We start from the raw sequence: 18,468 nt of genomic DNA on the forward strand, positions 1-18,468 counted from the left end.
CGCCGGCGGCCGGGCGGCTGCCGGATGGGCGCGCACCGGGAATGGGGCGGTGGCGTCGCCTGCAAAGCCACCCGGAGGGGGGGATCCACTGGCACCGCACGCTGCTCAACAAGGGCCCGGATCCGCTGCACCGCCGGCATCTGATCTACCGCCCCCGCCGGGGTGGCGCCGGTATGCTGTACTGCCTGGTGCTGGACTGCTCTGCCTCCATGCTCAAACAGGACAAGCTGGCCATGGCCAAGGGTCTGATCACCGCCTGGGCGCATCAGTTGTACACCCAGCGGGCAGAACTGGCGGTGGTGGGGTTTTCAGGTCAGGGTGCCTACATCCTGAGGCCACCCTCCCGGGCCCCCCTGTGCAGTGACGCCTGGGTCGCGCCCATCCCCGGTGGTGGGGGCAGCCCCGTGGGGGCCGGTCTGCAACGGGCACAGGCCCTCATGGCCCAGGTGAAACGCCGCCATCCGGATCAGCCCATCGGCCTGTGGCTGCTCACCGACGGTCGCACCACCCAGCAACCCCCGCGCCCCGACATCGCGGACTTTTGTCAGGTGGTGGATTTCGAGACCGAGACCATCCGCCTGGGCGGTGCCCAGCGCATCGCCCGATCCTGGCAGGCACCGTGCTGGCCAGTGAGTGCGTTCATGGAGTCCGGTTGAATCCACTCAGCGATAGCCCATGACGAACGGCAGTCCATCCTGATGGGCGATCCCCACATCCACCTGGTACACCGCGCGCAGGTGTTCAGGGGTGATGACCTCCTTGGGAGGGCCTGAGGTGACCACCTGTCCATCGTCCAGGAGCACGATCCGATCGGCCAGTTGCGTGGCGATGTTGATCTCGTGGAGCACCACCAGGATGCCCTGCTGCTGCATCCGTGCCCGCTCGCGCAGGATCTCCAGGGTGTCGCGCTTGTGCTTCATGTCCAGATGATTGGTGGGCTCATCCAGAAGCAGGTAGGGGGTGTCCCGCACCAGGGCCCGGGCAATGGCGGCCTTCTGGCGTTGCCCGCCGCTGAGTTCATCCAGGGGTTGGGTGGCCAGCGAGGTGAGTTCCATTCGCTCCAGAACCCGTTCCACCTTTTCCAGTGACGCTTGATCCGGATACCAGGGGCTATCCCGAAGCCCGAGCAACACACTCTCGAACACGGTCATGGGATAGACGATATCCGTGGCCTGCGGTACATAGGAGAGATGCCGGGCTGCCTGCCACCGGGGCATGCGCTGCAGGTCCTGGCCATTGAGGGTGATCTGTCCGCTGCGCGGTTTGAGCAGGCCCATGGCGCATTTGAGCAGGGTGGTCTTGCCCGAGCCATTGGGCCCGAGCAACGCGACCACCTCGCCGGGACGGACCTGGAGTCCTGCATTCTTCAGGGTGCGTATTCCGCGCCCATAACCGAACGAGACATCATCCACCCTCAGCATATCCAGCGGATTCATGCGCCACCTCCGGCACGACGGCGCAGGATCAGGTAGATGAACAACGGCGATCCCACGAAGGCGGTGACCACGCCCACCGGCAGCACCACCGGTGCAAAGGCATGCAAGGAGATGAGGTCCGCCACCACCAGCAGCAGTCCGCCCATCAGGGCCGTGGCCGGGAGCAGAAACCGGTGATCCGTGCCGATCATCAGGCGAGCCAGATGCGGGGCCACCAGGCCCAGAAAACCGATCCCCCCGGTAAAGGCCACCACCACAGCCACCAGCAGGGAGACCAGCAGCATCATGAGGATGCGCAGTCGCTCCACCGGCAGGCCCAGGCTCCTGGCCGTGTCATCTCCCAGCAGCAGACGGTTCAGATCCACCGCTCGCCACAAAAAGATCGGCAGCACCACAAGCAGCGTCACGGTGATCAGGGTGGCGCTTTCCCAGTTGGCCCGGCTGAGGCTGCCTACCGTCCAGAACATCACCTCGCGGGTGGCATAGGCGTCGGAGAAGTAGATCACCAGTGTGGTGCAGGCACCAAAGAAGTACATGAGCGCGATCCCGGCCAGGATCAGACTCATGGGGGTGGCCCCTTTCCACTGACCGATCAGCAGGATCAGCAGCGACACTCCGATGGCAAACAGAAAGGCATTGGCCACGATGCCCACCATGCCAAAGGCGGAAAACCCGAAAATGATCACCAGCGCCGCCCCCAGGGAGGCGCCGGAGGACAACCCCAGGGTGAAGGGCGAGGCCATGGGGTTACGCAGCAGGGTTTGCAGGATCACGCCGCCCAGCGCCAGCCCCATGCCGGCAGTGAGGGCGGTGATCAGGCGTGGCAGGCGGATGTTCCAGACGACGTTGTGGATATCCTGCGGCACCAGCTCCCCAGGAAAGGCCGGGGCCATCAGGGCCAGGACGGTCTGCACGACAGGGATGTCCATCGCTCCCAGGGTGAGACCATGGAGGCTGATGGCCACCAGAGCCAGGGCCAGGGCCGTCAGCAGCAGGCCACGGCGACGAGTCTGCTGCCGATAGGTGGCAATGGCATCAGGCAACCGGGCAGGGCCGGTTGCTTTGGGGGTGGGTTCCATGGGGCTCACAGATCCTTGAAGCCACTTTGCCGGGACAGGTGTTCATACAGTCCAGGTGTGCCATAAAACGTGTGCAGGATGTCCTCGCCCCGGGCCTGCACGTCCAGATCCTCAAGGGCGTCTGGATAGAGGATCTTGCCCATGCGGATCAGATCCACCAGCCCGGTGGCCAGATCCCAGCCCATGTAGGTGCCCTTGAAGCGGTGAACCTGACCATCACGGATGGCCGCCACGCCTTGAAGCCGGGCATCCTCCAGCACACTGTCCAACGCCACGTGGCTGGCCTGGGAGGGGGTGTGCAGAAAGATATGTTCCGGGTCCCACTGCAGGAGTTGTTCGGCCGATACTTCCCCATCGCGGCCGCGCCGTGTGGATGCCACGTGAGTGGCGCTCAGTTGTTCCAGCGGGTAATAAAAGGCCACGTTGCTGAACAGATTGGTGCGATGAGCCAGATAGACGCGGGGCGTGCCTTCGCCCTGGATGCGGGACTGTATCGACGACACTTCCTGGCGGTAACGGTCAAGCAGTGCCTGGGCACGGGCTTCCTGATCGAGAATCATGCCCATCAGACCATAGGCCCGCTCGATTTCATCCATGATCCTTTCGGGATCCCGTTCCCGGCCCAGGGTGCTTACTGCCACGACCGGCACGCCCAGCTGTCGTTGCAGTCGATCCGCATGATCTGCCATGGCCTGGGTGGAGTCGCCTCGGCTGAAGGCCCAGTAGAAGAACACATCGGGTGAGACGCTCACCACCTTTTCCAGGTTGATGTCGGATCCAGGCTGACCGCCCCCCAATTGGGGGATGTCATCCACATGGGCCACCGCCAGTGCCTCGATGGTCTTTTCCCGGGAAAACCGGGAGCCGAACATGTCGCCGGGAATGCCCACCAGCCGATCTGCGGCCTGCAGATGAACCACCATGCGATAGGCATCCACGTTCACCGTGGCGATCCGTTCCACCTGCTTGGGCACGCTGACCTGCCGGCCCAGCATGTCCTGGATTTCCTGCATGGGTGGGGCTGTTCCGGTATCCACGGCCTGGGAGTTGCCGGAGGAGGGCGCATCGCAGGCCGCGAGCATCATGAGTACGATGACCCCCGTCAGAATCACGACGAGGGCATCGAACCGGTTTGATCGGTGGGATGGGGAGGAGGCTGTCATGGAATGATTCCAGAGTTGAGTGATGAGCTGCCTGATGAGATGTGGCACGTCAGAATGTCCATGTGGCACTGAGCCGGATATCCCGGCCGGGCTCGTCCCGCACCAGTAGACGCCCATCCGCATCCGTATCGGCCAGTGAGGTCTGCTCGGCATAACGGGTGTCCAGGAGGTTGCGCACGACCAGGGAGAGGCTCAGGCGATCGTCCATCCCGGGCTGCCACTGGGCCTGAATGTCGTGCAGGCTGTAACCGTCCCGTTGGGGGGCATCGTCGGGTACCCGGGTGAGGTCATCCACCCAGGTGAACGTGTAGCCCAGGGTGAGGTTGTCCAGAGCCGCCCAGCGCTGATCCCAGATGAACCGGTCACCTCCGGTACCGCCCCGTCGGCGAGAGACAGACTGAGGATTGCCATCCTCATCCACGGTTTCGGCGCTGAAGAAGGAGAGCCGGGTATCGTGTCGGCCGATACCCCAACTGGCGCGGATCTCATAGCCACGGGTGCGCAGGGTGTCCTGGCGGTTTCTGATCGTGCCCACGAAAGGTGGCTCATGGCCGAACCGCCCACTGGCAAACGGGCTTCCCCAGGGATCATCCCGGTCGATGCTGTTGCGCAGGCGGGTGTCGAACACCGTGAAGTCCAGGGTCAGCCGGTCGCTCTCCAGCAGGGCATCCCGCGCGTCATAGCTCACACCGGCCTCACGTCGTCGGGATTTCTCTGCCTTGAAGGGCTTGCCATCGTTGAGGTTGGTGTCCTCATTGAGGTAGGCCATCCAGCCGATGGGTATGATCCCGGCGCCACTCACGGCCTCGCCATAGCCAGCAAAGGCGGTCCAGCCGCCGAAGATATCCACCTGTGCGCTGACGTTAGGGGAAATGGCATTGCCCGATAGCGTCTGCTGGTGGAACTCGGTGGAGAAGTCGTCGAAGCGTGCCCCCAGGGAGAGCGACCACCGCCCCTGGTGCATGCGATTCTGGATGAAGGCACCCAGGTTACGGGACTCGCTGGTGATGCTCGGACCTTCCGTACGACCTTCTTCCAGGTAGTAGTCCATGCCGAGGGTCAGACGGTGTTGGATGTCCGCGTGATCAAAACGGAAGGTGTTCCTTGCGTCGCCGCCGTATTCCCGCGTGCGGGTGCGGGTGCCGTCATCGAGTCTTTGCAGCTGATGATCGGTGTAATAGAGACGACCGATCCAGTCCAGCCACTGCTGGGGCGCATCATGGGTGTGTTGCAGGGTCCAGCGATGCTGTCGCAGACGTTGACCCACCGCGTCCTGGGCCTGGTCCTGACGAGGATCTCCGAAGTCGCTCCCCCGTGATCCATAGGGGTGGTCCCCGGTGAGCGTGTGACGCTGGGCGCCCAGTCGGATCTCGTGTCCCTGGGTGGGAAGGCGGCTGAGTCGGAACAGGTAGTCCCGATCCTGCCCACCGGAATGGGGCATGGTGTCTCCCCCGCCCACGCGGTAATCATCACGATTCACGGCCCGCAGATGAGCCAGGGCGCCCCATTGCTCGTTCAGCCGGGCCATGAGAGATGCAGAGCCGAGCAACGCATCATCCGCGCTGGCATGACCGCTTTTCACACGAACGCCCTGCTGTTGGCCAGGCAAGAGCAGATCCTGAGCGTCCTTGGTGGTGAATTCCACTCGCCCCCCCAGTGCCCCGGGACCCTGGTCGGCCGAGGGACGTGGGTCCACTTCCACCTGCTTGATGAGATCCGGGTCCAGACCGCTGAGGCTGCCGCGATGCTGATGGAGATTGCGGCCTTCCCGGGCGCCGTCGATGTTCACGTTGAGATTGCTGGCTTCCAGTCCACGCAGATACAGTCGCTGCGCGTTGCGACTGCCGCCGCCTACGTCCACTGAGGCCTCGGAGCGGAAAATGTCCGCCACATCCAGTGGCTGGTGCCTTTGGATGTCCTCGTCGGTGATTCGGCGATTGGAGTGATTTCGGGACTCGAGAACGATGGGGTCCAGTTCGACAACGGCCGATGCATGATGGCTGGTCTGGCCAGCAAAGGCTGGCGACACCAGGGTGCCGGATATCATGGCCAGAACAAGAGGGGTCGGTTTGTGCATTGAGGTTCCTTTCGCGCACCACCCCGTGCGCGGTGATCGGGTGGACAGACCACGGGGTGTCAACGCAGGAGGGCCGAACGAAAGGGACTCACCAACCGGAAGGGGAGCGGGTTATCCGTGACCGGCCCCGACCGCAGCGCCCCGCAGTGTTCGGGTCTGTTCAGGGCCGGTCTCCGGACTTGTGGCCTGGAGGGCGATGACGCCCTCCGGCAGATTGCCTTCCCACACGACCCGCCCGAGAAGGACGTGAGCCGCGCAGTGGCATGAGAGAATCTGCCGTTACCACCTACCGTTGCGGGGGCAGTGCCGGACTCGCCAGGCAGGGCTGGCTGAACCGGACTTCCCGTTTAACCTGCCAGACCGGGAGGGTCGGCAGGCACCCAGAACAACCGCGGAGACTATCAGGTTAATTCGGGCCGATTCAACTTGACGGTGGGTGCGAATTCTGCAGCCGGCTCCCGTGCAGCGTGTGTTTGTGCACAGGCGGGCCGGTGCCTAGTCGATTGCACGGTTTTCTGTCAAGGGGAAATCGCCCATGGGGAATGTTCTTAATAAGTCTATATAAATGAGCGAGTTAGCCTGGGGTGGCGATTTTTTGATCAATCTGACGGTAATGCCCGTCAGGCCAGGCTTTTCGAGGTTTGCCGACACGCTGTCCACAAAGATATCCACAGGATCTGTGGATGATGTCGTTGCGATCCGGGATGTACTGGGCCATCAGTCCCCCATTTCGGTCGCCGAGGGGGAAGCCAGTTCATCCGCATGCGCGCCATGGGCATCCAGCCCTTTCAGAAGATCCGCCTCTGAAAAGGGAAGATTGACCTTGCGGGCAGGTTTTTCGGCAGCCTCTATCACGATCTTGCCGGCTTTAACGTGAATGGTGACCGGGCTGGAGACATCCAGCCTGGCCTGCGCCAGAATCTTGCTGGAAAGCCGCACAGCGGCGCTGTTTCCCCAGCGTTTGATCTCACTTTGCATGGGAATCTCCAGGGCTGGGTGTATCTACTTAAGTAGATACTTAATTGCAGCTGGATGTAGTCGTCAACGCCGCTCAAGACGCTGGCAGAGCTGCTTGATCATGGGGTCGCGCCCATTCTAACCCTGAGTAGTCCGCGCCGCTTTCAAATCGCCGGGCGCATCAAGGATGTTGCGCTTGATGCGCCACATGACTTCAACGGTTTTCAGCTGTACGGCGATGAACGGGAGCATGACCAGAAGATGTGCCCAGCTGCCTGCCTGCAGTACACCGCTGTTGATGAGCCCCAGGTGAATGAAGAACATGCCGAAGACGAAGAACGCCACGCCAGGGCAGATCAGAGCGAAGGTGCCGGCATTGCCCTGGTTTCCTCGCGAATAGTCGCGGAAATAACCCAGGCGCTGCATCACGGCATAGCCGATCAGCCCGAAAAGGATCTGGGCGGAAAGAATGGCGGCGCTCAGGATCAGCAGTGAACTGTAGTTGACCGGCTGATCGAAGCCCTGTTGCAGGCCATAGGACAGCCGGATCCAGGTGATGCCCAGCAGGGTGAGGATGGGGATGATGATCCACAGACTGGGGCTGGCTGCCACATTGATGCCCTTGACCATCATGGCCTGGAAGCCGTGCACCAGTTTGATCACCGCCAACAGGATGGCCGCGGTGAAAAAGAACATGGAAAGCAGGAGAGCGATAATGGCCGTGGCCTGGGTCTGACTCATCATGGCCGGTGCCGCTAGGCCCACGGCGATCATGGCCAGGGCGAAGATGGCGATCATCGGCGCCAGGCTGTTATTGGATGAAAAATCCACGTTGCCCTCGGTGAGGGTGCGGGCAAAGTAGGTGGTCAGGATCTTCAGGGCATACACGCCCACCGCCAGGAAGGCCAGCAGCGCCAGCGGGAACAGGTATTCCACCACCGACCAGAGATTGGGCACGAACAGGGCGCCCAGCACGAACATCATGTTGATGGACATGGCCAGGGTAAGGGGGATGGCCATCAGGGAGATCTCGTTGTTGCCGCTGCGCAGCTGGGCGAATGCCGGCGTGCGGCGGAATTGGCGGTATTCGCGGATGTTCCAGATCAGCAGCCTGAAGTGCAGGGCAGCGAAGAGCACCACGGCCACCAGAACCAGCGCCAGCCCGACCGATGCGGGCGTGACCGGGCCGGTGAGGATGGGCCACAAGTGATTGAAGGTGGCCATGGAGGGTTGGGGGCGTTCCACCAGAAACATGGGGTACATGAAGAACGAAACGGCCAGACCGCCTGCCCCCAGGGCTGCCAGGAAGAAGAGGGGATGGTACGACTCATTGAGGTCGCGTTTGAGCATGGAGGGTTCCTTGGGTGTATGGGGTAATATCCGTATATTATAAATTGCTAATATATTACTGGCAAACCCGGACTCTTGTCCGGGTACGGCTGTGGATGGCTTAGCGACACTCCATGGGTACGAGCTCAAACTGTCGATGGCAGGCGATGCACACGTTCTGCACGTTCACCAGGCGATGCATGATCTCCTGACTGGGGGCACCCTGCCGGGATTGCTCGGCAATGTCATCGAATCCCAGGCGCATGGCCCGGTACATCTCCACGAAATCCGGGGACAGATTGGCCGCCATGCGCTCGAACCGCCTCAGCTCCCGCTGGTTTGTCCGATGGGGGCGACCCTCTTCCTCATAGGCTTGCGCCAGCAACTTCATGCGTTCCAGCATGGCCGAGGTGGGGCGGAAATCCTCGGCCAGGGTGGCGATGCGTTCATGATCACCCTCCAGTGCAGAGGCAAGGATGCCGTTGGATATCTCCATGAACTGCCGCATGTGACCGAGAAGATGCTCGCGGTCGTCATCGCACAGATGCAGGGCGGTCCGCGATGCTCCGGAATCCGCCTGCGCCGGGCTGGTCGCAAGTAAAGCCATGATCAACAGGAGAAAAAGGCCCGAAAACCGGGGTCGGGATGAGTGTGCTCTTGTCATTGAATGGATCTGCCAGGGTGTTCAGGGAAGAGGGGTTTCATCGTAGGGAGTAGCGCAGTCCCACGCGGTAAAACCGGCCGGGGTCGGCCAGCAGGCTGCTGTTGTTGTTGGCGTCAAACAGGTTGTCGATACCGCCGTAAAGTTCCAGGTTGTCCCAGGTCCGGGGCTGGAAGCTGGCGGTCAGGTCAGCCACGGTGTAGCGGCTGTCCCGCTCGGTATTGTCGGCATCCAGATAGCGCTGACCCACATGACGGACGCGCAACTGCCAGAACTGCACATCATCAGGCGCCCAGGTGAGTCCGGCCACGGCCGTGACATCCGGACTGGTGGAAAGGGTGCGTCCGGTGTTGCGGTTCTCCGCGTCCACCCAGGTGCCGGTGAGATCGGCATGCACCGTGTGGGTCAGGGGCAGGGACAACAGGGCTTCCAGCCCCCGGATACGGGCCTCGCCCACATTGCGGAAGGTGATGTACTCGGTGTCCTGAGGCTGTTCACGAACCCGCTCCACGCGGTCACGGATGTCGGTATGAAAAGCGGTAAGCTCGTAGCGGCCGCCGCCGACCCGTCCCAGCAGGCCCAGTTCCCAGGTGTCGCTCCGTTCCGGCTTCAGGTCATGGGGGGTCTTGCCCACGCTGGGGTCCGACACATGGGCGCCGAGCATGGGCATGCCGCTCGGGTTGATATGGTTGGAGTCGTAGTCGCGATTCTCGGGCACCTTGAAGCCCTGGGCGTAGTTGAAGCGCAAGCGGGTGGCTTCGGTCAGGGCATAGACGCCGCCAGCCTTCATGGTGGTGCTGTCCTCGCCCACACTGGCTTCGTCGTAGCGGGCGCCGTATACCAGATCCAGTCGTTCGCTGGCCTTCCACTCATGCTGGACGAAGGCGCCGCCGTGCCAGCGGTCATCACCATCCCGGTATTGTGCACCTGCTGCCAGAGTGTGTTCTGCCGACGGGCTCCAGGTGGCCAGCAGGTCATTGATGGTCTCGGTCAGGATGGTATCCCTGCCACCTGCATCCGTCTGGCCGCGGTTGTCAAAGCCCAGGTCACGCCAGGGGATCGCGGTCACTGAGCGTTCCTTTTCATAGCGGCTCTGATAGAGGTTGTAACGCAGTCCGAAGCGTTCATCGGGCTGCCAGTCCAGGGTGCCGGAGACATCCGTGCGACGGTTATCGTCGGTCCAGCGGGTGGGGATGTTGAAGGCAGGAATGGTCTGGCCCTGATTGCTGGAGTAGTTCGTGTCGGTGCGACCCTCGTTCACATAGTCCCGGGAACGGCTCTCCTCCATCCAGCCCAGCTCCAGTTCACCCTGCAGGGTGTGGGTGATCTGGTGGCGCAGCGTCACTCCCAGGTTGTACACGTCTGCCTCGTCCAGCCGCTGTTCATCGAAGCGGTAAACATCCTGGATGTTACGCACGGGAGAGTTGGGTCCACCGTGCCCGGAGGGCGGCGTTCGTTGCCCGGTGACGCCCACCTGGGCGGAAGTGCCCCTCTCGTAAGCATTGCGGGTGCTGGCGTTGGCCAGCACGCTGACCTGGGTGCGCTCATTGCCCCCGAGCAGGTTGGCGCTGGCGGATAACCGCTCCGCGCCCCCGCCATCGCGCATCCCCGCCTGCACGTCCACATCCGCCTCGAACCCGCTTCGCGGTTGGCGGGTAATGATGTTGATCACGCCCCCCAGGGCGTCGGAGCCGTACAGCACACTGCCTGGCCCCTTGAGGATCTCGATGCGCTCGATCTGCCCTGCGGTGAGTCGGTTGAGTTCATAGCGCCGACTCGGCTCGCCCGAGACGCGGCGCCCATTGATCAGGAACACCGTGTCATCCCGGCTGGCACCCCGGATGGAGGCCAGGGTGCCATCGGCACTCACGTACAGCCCGGAGTGATTGCGCAGTATGTCCGAGAGCAGCACGGAGCCGCTGTTCTGGATGTCCGCGGCGGTGATCACTTCCACCGATGCAGGACTGCGCTCCAGGGCGCGTTCGGTGCGGGTGCCCGCCGTGACGGTGAGTGTCTCGAGTTGTGCCGCGGACGCCTCGGTTGTTGCCTGGTCGACCTGGGCGTGGGCCAGGGCTGGCAGCAACAGCAGGGCTATCTTGGGAATGGTACCGGCCACCACCGCGGCAGTCAGTGGGCTTTTCTGGCGGGCAATGGGAAGCGGGCAGGAGCGGTTGAGCGTGTTCAGGTGAGGCATGCGGTCCAGACTCTCCATTTCGCCCCTGCCCATGGGCGGAGAGCGATCGGTGAAAAAGGCCTGGCTGGCTCACCGGATATGGCCGGTTGGCGGGCTTGGCTGCTGCGCTTTGAGTTATTGAATAAGAATTATGTGCGTTATGTTAGTCCTTCGCGAGTCTGGTTGTCATTGATATTGCCCAAGTCGATGACTACCACCCGACCGTGCCCGGCCCGCCCTTGAAGGGCCCCTGGATCTCGGCGGTGATCCAGCCGCCGTAAAAGCTTCCCTGCTGCGCCTGCACCTGCTCACCGTCCACGTAACAGGCCTCAACCCGACCTGCATAGAAGGAGATATATCCAGCAATATCAGAATGTGAGTCCGTGGGGTGTTCATAGGCCCAGCACACGTCACGGATCGTTCCGCCCGATGTGTGCAGGTTCCAGTATCGGGCCCGCCCCTTGAATTCGCAGTAGGTGCTTGTGTCGCTGGGTTCCAGCCGTGACCAGTCGACGCTGTCCGGGGGCAGGTAGTAGCAGGGCGGGTGGGATGTCTCCAGCACCCGAAAGGCCTGCCGGGTTTCGGCCAGCACCTGCCCGTCATGGACGACCTTCAAGTGGCGCTGCACCGGCTCCACACGGGGTGGGCGCGGATAGTCCCACACGGATTCCTGGGGGTGGCTCGTGGTCATGGTGGTCTCCTCACTTCATCGCCAGCGGGTGCAGATTTGGAGTGTCCGCCAGTCTCCTGGGTTCCTCCGTGTGGATTTCCAGGGTCGCGGTTCAATAAGAACTGGCGGGTGGTCGTTGACGTGGGTCAAGTCACAGTTTAACGTCTGTTGACAGAACCCATGGTTGTAAGGAGTCCGCTGTGAGTGCCCTTCCTGATATGACCCAGCACGACATGGCCCAGCCGGAGATCAGCCCTCAATCCCTGCGTCAGCGTTACCAGGCGGTACGGGATCACAGCGTCGCGCTGGCAGCACCGTTGTCCGCGGAGGACATGACGGTGCAGACCATGGCCGATGTGAGCCCCACCAAGTGGCATCTGGCCCATACCACCTGGTTTTTCGAGAATTTCATCCTGCATCCCCACGCGAAGGGTTATCACCGATTCAACGAACGTTACGGCTACCTGTTCAACTCCTACTACTACACTGTGGGCCAGATGCACCCCCGCCCGCAGCGTGGGCAGATCACGCGCCCCGGCGTCGACCAGGTCATGGCTTATCGCGCCCATGTGGATGAACATCTGCTGAACCTGCTGGATGAACGTGGCGACGATCCGGAGTTGGCCCAGCTGGTCACGCTGGGGCTGAACCATGAGCAGCAGCACCAGGAACTGATCCTCACGGATATCAAGCATGTGCTGGCTGCCAATCCACTGTGTCCTGCCTACCGGGATGGCCCGCTTTCCAAGGGGGTATCCTTAGCACCCCTGGAGTTTTTGCCGGGGTCCAGGGAACTGGTGGACATCGGTTCCGAGGGGACCCATTTCTGTTTCGATAACGAGCGCCCGCGGCACCGGCAATGGCTGGAACCTCACCAGTTGGGCGACCGGCTGATCACCAACGGTGAATTCCTGGAGTTCATTCGTGACGGTGGCTACCGCACCCCGGAACTCTGGCTGTCCGACGGCTGGGCCACCGTGCAGGCCCAGGGATGGGACCGCCCCCTCTACTGGAACCGGGAGTACAACTCGGAGTTCACCCTGCTGGGCGAACAGGCCCTGGATCCGTCCCGTCCCGTGTGCCATGTGAGCTACTACGAGGCTGACGCCTTTGCCCGCTGGGCCGGCGCCAGGCTGCCCACCGAGGCCGAATGGGAGACCGCCGTTGAACAGGCCGGCATCGAACCGGCGGGGCAGGGTGGGCATTCTGCCTTTCATCCCGACACCGCACAGGGCCGTGGCCTGCGCCAGTGCTTTGGCGACGTATGGCAATGGACCTCCAGCCCCTATGTGCAATACCCCGGTTACCGGGCGCCCGCCGGCGCCATTGGGGAGTACAACGGCAAGTTCATGTGCAACCAGATGGTGCTGCGCGGCAGCTCCTGCGTGACGCCGCCTGGGCATGCTCGAATCACCTATCGCAATTTCTTCTATCCCGGAGACCGCTGGCAGTTCATGGGGATCCGGCTGGCCAAGGATATCGACTGATGCCGGCAAACGCACAACGCCTCAATTCCCCCGCCGACGAGCGGGAAGTGTTCCTGCAGGACATGCTCACGGCCTTGTCGGGTCGCCCGAAGCAGACCTCGCCCAAGTACTTCTACGATGAAGTGGGCTCGCGCCTGTTCGATCGGATCTGCGAGTTGCCCGAGTATTACCCCACGCGTACCGAACGGCGCATCCTTGAGCAGCACGGCGCCGAGATGGCCCGGACCCTGGGGCCGCGTGTGATGCTGGTGGAGCCGGGCAGTGGCAGCAGTACCAAGGTACCGCTGATCCTGAAACACCTGAGAGAACCCGCCGCTTATGTGCCCATGGAGATCTGTCTGGAGCATATGGTGGCCAATCTGGGGCCTCTGGAGGCCGCGTTCCCGCAATTGGAGATTCTGCCGGTGGCGGCAGACTTCACCCGGCCATTCTCGCTACCCACGCCGCGACTGCGGGCGCGGCGCCGGGTGGTGTTCTTTCCTGGCTCCACGCTGGGCAATTTCACCCCTGAAGAGGCACGGGAGTTGCTGCGTACCCTGCGCCGGGTGGTCGGTCATGGGGGCGCGTTGTTGCTGGGCGTGGATCTGCAAAAGCCATCCGAGGTGCTCATTCCTGCCTACGATGACGCTCAGGGCGTCACCGCCGCCTTCAACCTCAACCTGCTGGAGCGTGCCAACCGGGAGCTGGGCGCGGATTTCAATATCGGCAACTTCAAGCACCGGGCGGTGTGGAACGCAGACGCGGGACGCATCGAGATGCATCTGGTCAGCCGTTGTCCCCAGGCCGTGCACCTGGCTGGCGAGATGTTCCACTTTGCCACCGACGAGGCCATCATCACCGAATACAGCCACAAGTACACCCACCCGGCCCTGCAGTTGCTGGCGGCCGAGACAGGCTTTGCCGCGCATCGCACCTGGGAGGACGAGAAAGGGTGGTTCAGCCTTCAGTACTGGGTGGCGGTGGACTGAACGACCCGCTGCATCCAGACCCTGAGCGCAGCGCGGTGGGAGCCTCATCCAGCTCCACCATGGCGATCAGTTCCCGATGGCGGAGCCCTTGAGATGGGGTTCCTCGTTGGCGGAACGCACGCAGTTCTTGCCCGCTCTCTTGGCAAGATAGACGCTATCGTCTGCCCGCTTGATGAGTTCATCCGGGTGGGTCATGGCGGGCGTGCGCACCGCGACGCCAATGCTGGAACTGCCCTGCCATGCCCCAGCCCCCGTGGGGACTCTCATGGCGGCTACTGCATCCTTTATCTGCTCGGCAATGTACAGGGCACCCCGCAGCGGAGTGGCCGGGCATAGCACCAGAAACTCGTCGCCACCCAGTCGACAGACGATATCGTCATTGCGCAGCGTGTGCCGCAGGGTTCTTGCCAGTTCGACCAGCACATGATCACCAGCTTCATGGCCGTAGGTGTCGTTCACTTCCTTGAAGTGATCCGCGTCGATCATCATGCAGGCCAGGGGTTTGCCCAATCGGCAGGACTCTTCCCAAAGCGCCTCAAGGTGTTGCATGGCATGACGTCGGTTCGGCAGGCCGGTGAGCGCATCCGTAAGCGATAGCACTTGCAACTGGCGGTTGGCCTCGGTGAGCTCTCGGGTTCGCGCCTCTACCCGTGCCTCCAGGGATTGGTTGAACTGAACCAGTTGCCGGTTGCGCTCGGAAACCTGAGTAAACAAGGCGCTCAAGGCGTTCACCAGTGGCTCGACATGCTCATGGCTGGTTTTCTCCGCGTCGGCATAGGCTGCCCCGGGGGAGGTGCCTATGCGGATGGCCTCGATCTGCCGCGCCATGTGCTGATCCTGGCCCAGGATGTGGAAGGCCAGCCAATGGATCAGATAGTCGAGAAGCTGTTTGCTGGCCCGGGGGGTGTCCTGAATCAGTGACCCATGCAGCCGCGTGACGTCCTCGAGAAAATCCCGATGCATCTGTACATGGGTATCCACATGGCGGGCGTCCAGGCCCATCGTCTTCATCAGCGCTTCCTCTTCCTTGAAATGAAAGCCTGCATAATCGACCAGTTGCCCGTACAGCGTTTCCAGGTCCTCCCGATGAACCTGGTTGGCACCCAGTAGGTGAGTGTGATCACCCGAATTGATGTCCTCCTGATCACGTTCGTTAAGGGGCCTGATCAGCAAGACGCCGCCGGCGCCCGGGAGGGAGTTCGGCGGCGTCTTGGGCGTAGGTCTTGGGAGGACGTCAGAACGGAGGGTTGTCTGGGTCCTCGGTCGGGAGGGGGACGTCGGACAGTAAGCTGAGCTGGGTCATATTTTCCTGCGAGCGTTCGTCGTGGTAGCGGTGGATCTGCCCCAGGTAGTGGGATTCGAACAAGATCAGGAAGTCGTGGAGCAGGGCCTGCAACTCGACGACAGCGTCGTCGCTGAGTTCGGGCCAGGGCAGGGATTGCGGATGGAGGGTTGCGGGCATGAGGGTCTCCAGGGGTTCAACGGCTTGCGGCGGCACGGCGCGGAGTGGGTTTTTCTGCGGGGGCGAACACGTCGAGGTAGAGTTTCTCGTCGAGCTGCGGCAGATCGCGCTGGGCGGCCACGGCGAGCAGTTCGGCGGCCAGGGTGGTGAGCAGGCGGTAGTTGCCGATGGCGTGGTCACACAGGGTGTGCTGGAGCGTGGGCGTCATCAGGCTGGCGTTGCCGGCGGTGTTGAGCAGATGCTGCAGGCAAGCCAGGAGTTCCTCGCGGCTGGCCGCTTCGGTGACCAGACGGGTGCGGATGCGGGAGCCGAGCGGGATCAGTTCCTCGCGGCGCAGCTTCTCGGGCAGGCGGGCATCGCCGGCAAGGATCACGCACAAGAGCGTCTGTGAGTCGAAGCGGGCGCTGGCCATCAGGCGCAGTTCGGACAGGACCGCGGGACTCATTTCCTGGGCTTCGTCGATCAGGAGCACTGCGCGCCGGCGGGTGGTGTCCAGATGCGCGAACCAGTTCTCGCGCAAGGCCTTGAAGCCGCCCCAGCGGTTGTGTGGGCGCAGGGGGACGCCGAAGAGATCGCCCATCTCGCGGTAGAAGTCGGCCAACTGGCTCTGCGGATGATGGATGGCGACGACGGTGAGATCGGGCAGCCGTGCCAGGCGTTCCGCGATCAGGCGCAGAACCACGCTCTTGCCGGTGCCGGGGTCGCCGTTGATCATGGCGAAGCCGCCTTCGCGGACCAGGCCCTGTTCGATGCGCCAGTAGAAGTCCTCGACGCGTGCGGGCACATAGAGCGCCTCGACCGGGATTTCGGTGGCGAATGGGTTCCACTTCAGCCCATAGAGGGCCAGTAATTTCGAGTTCATGCGGAGTCCTCTTCGGGGTCTGGGGTGGGCAGGTAGGCGGGCGGCAGGCCGGTGGCGGCATAGTCGGCCAGCAACTGGCGCAACAGCGGCGCCATCCCCGAGGGTGGCAGTGGCGTGAGCGCGCGTGCCGCAGGTGGCCGGACGCGTCGTTGTGCGTTGGCGTTGGCGGATTTGTCGAGCGGCAGCACCGGGCACAGGACGGTGCCGGTGCGGGGATCGACCAAGTCGACGCGGGTGCGATCCCACCGCGCGTAGCGCAGCGACACCCGGTCGAGGTGCTGGTAGCGGGCGGGGATCTCGAAGCGCTGCCCCTCCAGAGACACCGTGCCATCGGAGCGTCGCTGGCGGCGGGTGACCTCAACACGGAAAGCATCGGCCAGTGCCGCGACCGGCGGGCAGTCCCGGCTGACGTTCGGCCCGGCCAGATAGCGTTTCAGCGGGGTGGTGTCGAGTTCACTGTGGCGGGTGCGGTGATACTCCTGCTCGGCCCAAGCCTGCGTGGTCTGGTTGAGCACATCGAGGGTGAGTGGGGTTTGTCCCTCCAGCATCGGCATCAGGCGACCTTCGATACGCCCCCAAAGGGACTCTTGCTTCCCGTTCTGGTAGGGAGAATACGGTAGCGTCGTCTGGTGCAGCACACCCAGGCGCTGCAATCCGGCAACGGTTTCCTCGGCGATCATCGCTGCACCGTTGTCCGTCATCAGGGCACGCGGCAACCCGCGCTTCATGAGTGCCTGGGACAGGCCGTGGACGAGGCTCTGCGCCGTCTCGTCCAGGTACCACTGCAGGTGGCAGATCAAGCGCGAGCGGTCATCCAGGATGCCGAGCAGGTACGGTTTGACCCAGGCGCCCTCTCGGGTCAGTACCTTGCGCGAACCGTGGTGGAAGTCCAGGTGCCAGAGCGCACAGACATGGTCCAGCTCGTAGCTGCGCACCTCCAGCGCTGCGAATCGGTCGCGGGCGAGGATCGCGCCGTCGGTTGCACACTTCGGCCGCGCCTGGCGGAACATCCCGTGCGCCTTCAGATAGCGCCGCACCGTGGGATACGAGGGCATGCAGACCTCGCTGTCGGCCAGGTCCACGCACAGGTTGTCGAAGTGCAACTGCACCGTCCAGCCCGGATGTTCCCGGTATTGCTGCACCAGGGCGGCGATCACGGCCGGCGTCATGGCGGTGAAGTGGCCATGCGGGCGGCGCTGGTTGCGCAGTGCCGCCACCGGGTCGGGGGCCGACCGTGCCGCGTAATACCAGCGCTCCAGTGTGGACACCCCGAAGCGCACCTCGGTGCCGGTGACGGGATGGCGCCAGACGCGCTCGGCCAACGCCGCCAGTGCCGCCCGCAATGCTCCCGGTTCCGGCGGTGCGGCGAACAAGGGACCAATGATCGAGAAGCGCAAGCGCGCCCATCGATCACGCAACAGAGGATCGTTCGGTGGATGCACGTTCGTCTCCCAATATGCGCGGTGCCGGCGGCACCACGACCGGGAGAGAAGGCTACGCAGCGGGAATCGGTTCGACCATTGGCATCCTCTGCGGGAACTCAGCGCCCCTCGGGCGCCGTGATCGTGAGTGGGGTGAGCAAGGCCAGCAGGCACCGCAGCGGTTCGTGTTCCTGGCCGGGCAACTGCTCCAGGAGACCGTTCGGCAACCGTGCCGCAGCCACCGGCAGCAGGAACCGCGCACCCAGCACCCGCCACAGCGAGGTCCGCACAAAGTCTTCGCGCCACCACCGCCGCCACCGTGCCAGGGTGCGCCAGGGAATCGATAACGCTTCACACAACGCAGCCGCCGCCGTGCCGTGCCCGGCCGGCCGGGTTGACCCCAGCACCACCACCCAGCTCAGCCATACGCGCCGCCCCAGAAAACGCACCGACTGGCTGGTCGTCCGACGTCGGCACTGGCTGCAGCAGAAACTCAGCCGCGTCGCGTATTCAGCGCGGAACGCAGGCGGGCAGCCGCGCGGCTTGCGTGGATAGTTGGCGCGGTGTAGCACGCCGCCACACGGGCACCCGGCCGCCTGCGCCTCGGCCGCCAATGCCTCATCGATGTGGATTAGAAACCGGAAAAACTGGGGATCGGACAACGGAACATGGCACACTGTGAGTGTCTCTTGGCTTGGTAACCAGAGACTCCCCCAAAGGGCG

17 protein-coding genes and 1 riboswitch are annotated in these 18,468 nt (G+C 63.2%); of the genes, 3 read left to right on the forward strand and 14 right to left on the reverse strand.

The window, feature by feature from the left end; genetic code table 11:
* Positions 1-41: 41 nt before the first annotated feature.
* A complete protein-coding gene (locus ECTOBSL9_RS11815; RefSeq protein WP_156500113.1) occupies positions 42-656 on the forward strand; it encodes a VWA domain-containing protein in 615 nt (204 codons plus the stop codon).
* Between the two features lie 6 nt (positions 657-662).
* Here ECTOBSL9_RS11815 and ECTOBSL9_RS11820 read toward each other — a convergent pair whose 3' ends face one another.
* The 9 genes from ECTOBSL9_RS11820 to ECTOBSL9_RS11860 all read right to left on the reverse strand — a co-directional run bounded on the left by ECTOBSL9_RS11820 (position 663) and on the right by ECTOBSL9_RS11860 (position 11,566).
* Positions 663-1,436: an ABC transporter ATP-binding protein gene (locus ECTOBSL9_RS11820; protein ID WP_082829905.1), complete on the reverse strand. Its 774-nt coding sequence runs from the start codon at positions 1,434-1,436 to the stop codon at positions 663-665.
* Complete coding sequence (locus ECTOBSL9_RS11825) at positions 1,433-2,515, reverse strand: iron ABC transporter permease (RefSeq protein WP_063465222.1); 1,083 nt, start codon at positions 2,513-2,515, stop codon at positions 1,433-1,435. The genes ECTOBSL9_RS11820 and ECTOBSL9_RS11825 overlap by 4 nt, the downstream gene beginning before the upstream one ends.
* 5 nt (positions 2,516-2,520) lie before the next feature.
* Positions 2,521-3,678, reverse strand: coding sequence for an ABC transporter substrate-binding protein (locus ECTOBSL9_RS11830; protein WP_063465223.1), 1,158 nt, complete (start codon positions 3,676-3,678; stop codon positions 2,521-2,523).
* Positions 3,679-3,727: 49 nt separating this feature from the next.
* Positions 3,728-5,755: a TonB-dependent receptor domain-containing protein gene (locus tag ECTOBSL9_RS11835; protein WP_063465224.1), complete on the reverse strand. Its 2,028-nt coding sequence runs from the start codon at positions 5,753-5,755 to the stop codon at positions 3,728-3,730.
* Positions 5,756-5,901: 146 nt separating this feature from the next.
* A riboswitch (cobalamin riboswitch) is annotated at positions 5,902-6,154 on the reverse strand.
* Between the two features lie 318 nt (positions 6,155-6,472).
* Positions 6,473-6,733 carry a MazF family transcriptional regulator gene (locus ECTOBSL9_RS11840; RefSeq protein ID WP_240480968.1) on the reverse strand — a complete coding sequence of 87 codons (261 nt, stop codon included), beginning with the start codon at positions 6,731-6,733 and terminating at the stop codon, positions 6,473-6,475.
* A 117-nt stretch (positions 6,734-6,850) separates the two neighbouring features.
* On the reverse strand, positions 6,851-8,062 hold the full coding sequence (locus ECTOBSL9_RS11845) for a hypothetical protein (protein WP_063465225.1): 1,212 nt from the start codon (positions 8,060-8,062) through the stop codon (positions 6,851-6,853).
* Between the two features lie 100 nt (positions 8,063-8,162).
* Positions 8,163-8,648: a hypothetical protein gene (locus tag ECTOBSL9_RS11850; protein ID WP_156500114.1), complete on the reverse strand. Its 486-nt coding sequence runs from the start codon at positions 8,646-8,648 to the stop codon at positions 8,163-8,165.
* Positions 8,649-8,742: 94 nt separating this feature from the next.
* Entirely contained in the window at positions 8,743-10,896 is a 2,154-nt protein-coding gene (locus tag ECTOBSL9_RS11855; protein ID WP_168161559.1) for a TonB-dependent siderophore receptor, read from the reverse strand.
* 190 nt (positions 10,897-11,086) lie between these two features.
* On the reverse strand, positions 11,087-11,566 hold the full coding sequence (locus tag ECTOBSL9_RS11860) for a DUF427 domain-containing protein (protein WP_063465227.1): 480 nt from the start codon (positions 11,564-11,566) through the stop codon (positions 11,087-11,089).
* A gap of 179 nt (positions 11,567-11,745) precedes the next feature.
* On the opposite strand from ECTOBSL9_RS11860, the gene egtB reads away from it, so the two are divergent.
* Both egtB and egtD read left to right on the forward strand, forming a co-directional pair.
* On the forward strand, positions 11,746-13,032 hold the full coding sequence (gene egtB, locus ECTOBSL9_RS11865; RefSeq protein ID WP_240480969.1) for an ergothioneine biosynthesis protein EgtB: 1,287 nt from the start codon (positions 11,746-11,748) through the stop codon (positions 13,030-13,032).
* Positions 13,032-14,000 (forward strand): L-histidine N(alpha)-methyltransferase, encoded by a 969-nt coding sequence (gene egtD / locus ECTOBSL9_RS11870; RefSeq protein WP_063465229.1) that lies wholly within the window; start codon positions 13,032-13,034, stop codon positions 13,998-14,000. The genes egtB and egtD overlap by 1 nt, the downstream gene beginning before the upstream one ends.
* Positions 14,001-14,066: 66 nt before the next feature.
* On the opposite strand, the gene ECTOBSL9_RS11875 is transcribed toward egtD, so the two are convergent.
* The 5 genes from ECTOBSL9_RS11875 to ECTOBSL9_RS17315 form a co-directional block, all read right to left on the reverse strand.
* A complete protein-coding gene (locus tag ECTOBSL9_RS11875; protein ID WP_063465230.1) occupies positions 14,067-15,173 on the reverse strand; it encodes a GGDEF domain-containing protein in 1,107 nt (368 codons plus the stop codon).
* Between the two features lie 61 nt (positions 15,174-15,234).
* Positions 15,235-15,462 carry a hypothetical protein gene (locus ECTOBSL9_RS11880; RefSeq protein ID WP_063463907.1) on the reverse strand — a complete coding sequence of 76 codons (228 nt, stop codon included), beginning with the start codon at positions 15,460-15,462 and terminating at the stop codon, positions 15,235-15,237.
* Between the two features lie 16 nt (positions 15,463-15,478).
* Positions 15,479-16,324, reverse strand: coding sequence for an ExeA family protein (locus ECTOBSL9_RS11885; RefSeq protein WP_063463908.1), 846 nt, complete (start codon positions 16,322-16,324; stop codon positions 15,479-15,481).
* Positions 16,321-17,766, reverse strand: coding sequence for a DDE-type integrase/transposase/recombinase (locus ECTOBSL9_RS11890; protein ID WP_063463909.1), 1,446 nt, complete (start codon positions 17,764-17,766; stop codon positions 16,321-16,323). Before ECTOBSL9_RS11890 ends, ECTOBSL9_RS11885 begins: the two co-directional genes overlap by 4 nt.
* 98 nt (positions 17,767-17,864) lie before the next feature.
* Entirely contained in the window at positions 17,865-18,407 is a 543-nt protein-coding gene (locus tag ECTOBSL9_RS17315) for a hypothetical protein (RefSeq protein WP_205632059.1), read from the reverse strand.
* Between the last annotated feature and the right edge of the window lie 61 nt (positions 18,408-18,468).

It is taken from the genome of Ectothiorhodospira sp. BSL-9 (assembly GCF_001632845.1).
Lineage (GTDB): Bacteria > Pseudomonadota > Gammaproteobacteria > Ectothiorhodospirales > Ectothiorhodospiraceae > Ectothiorhodospira.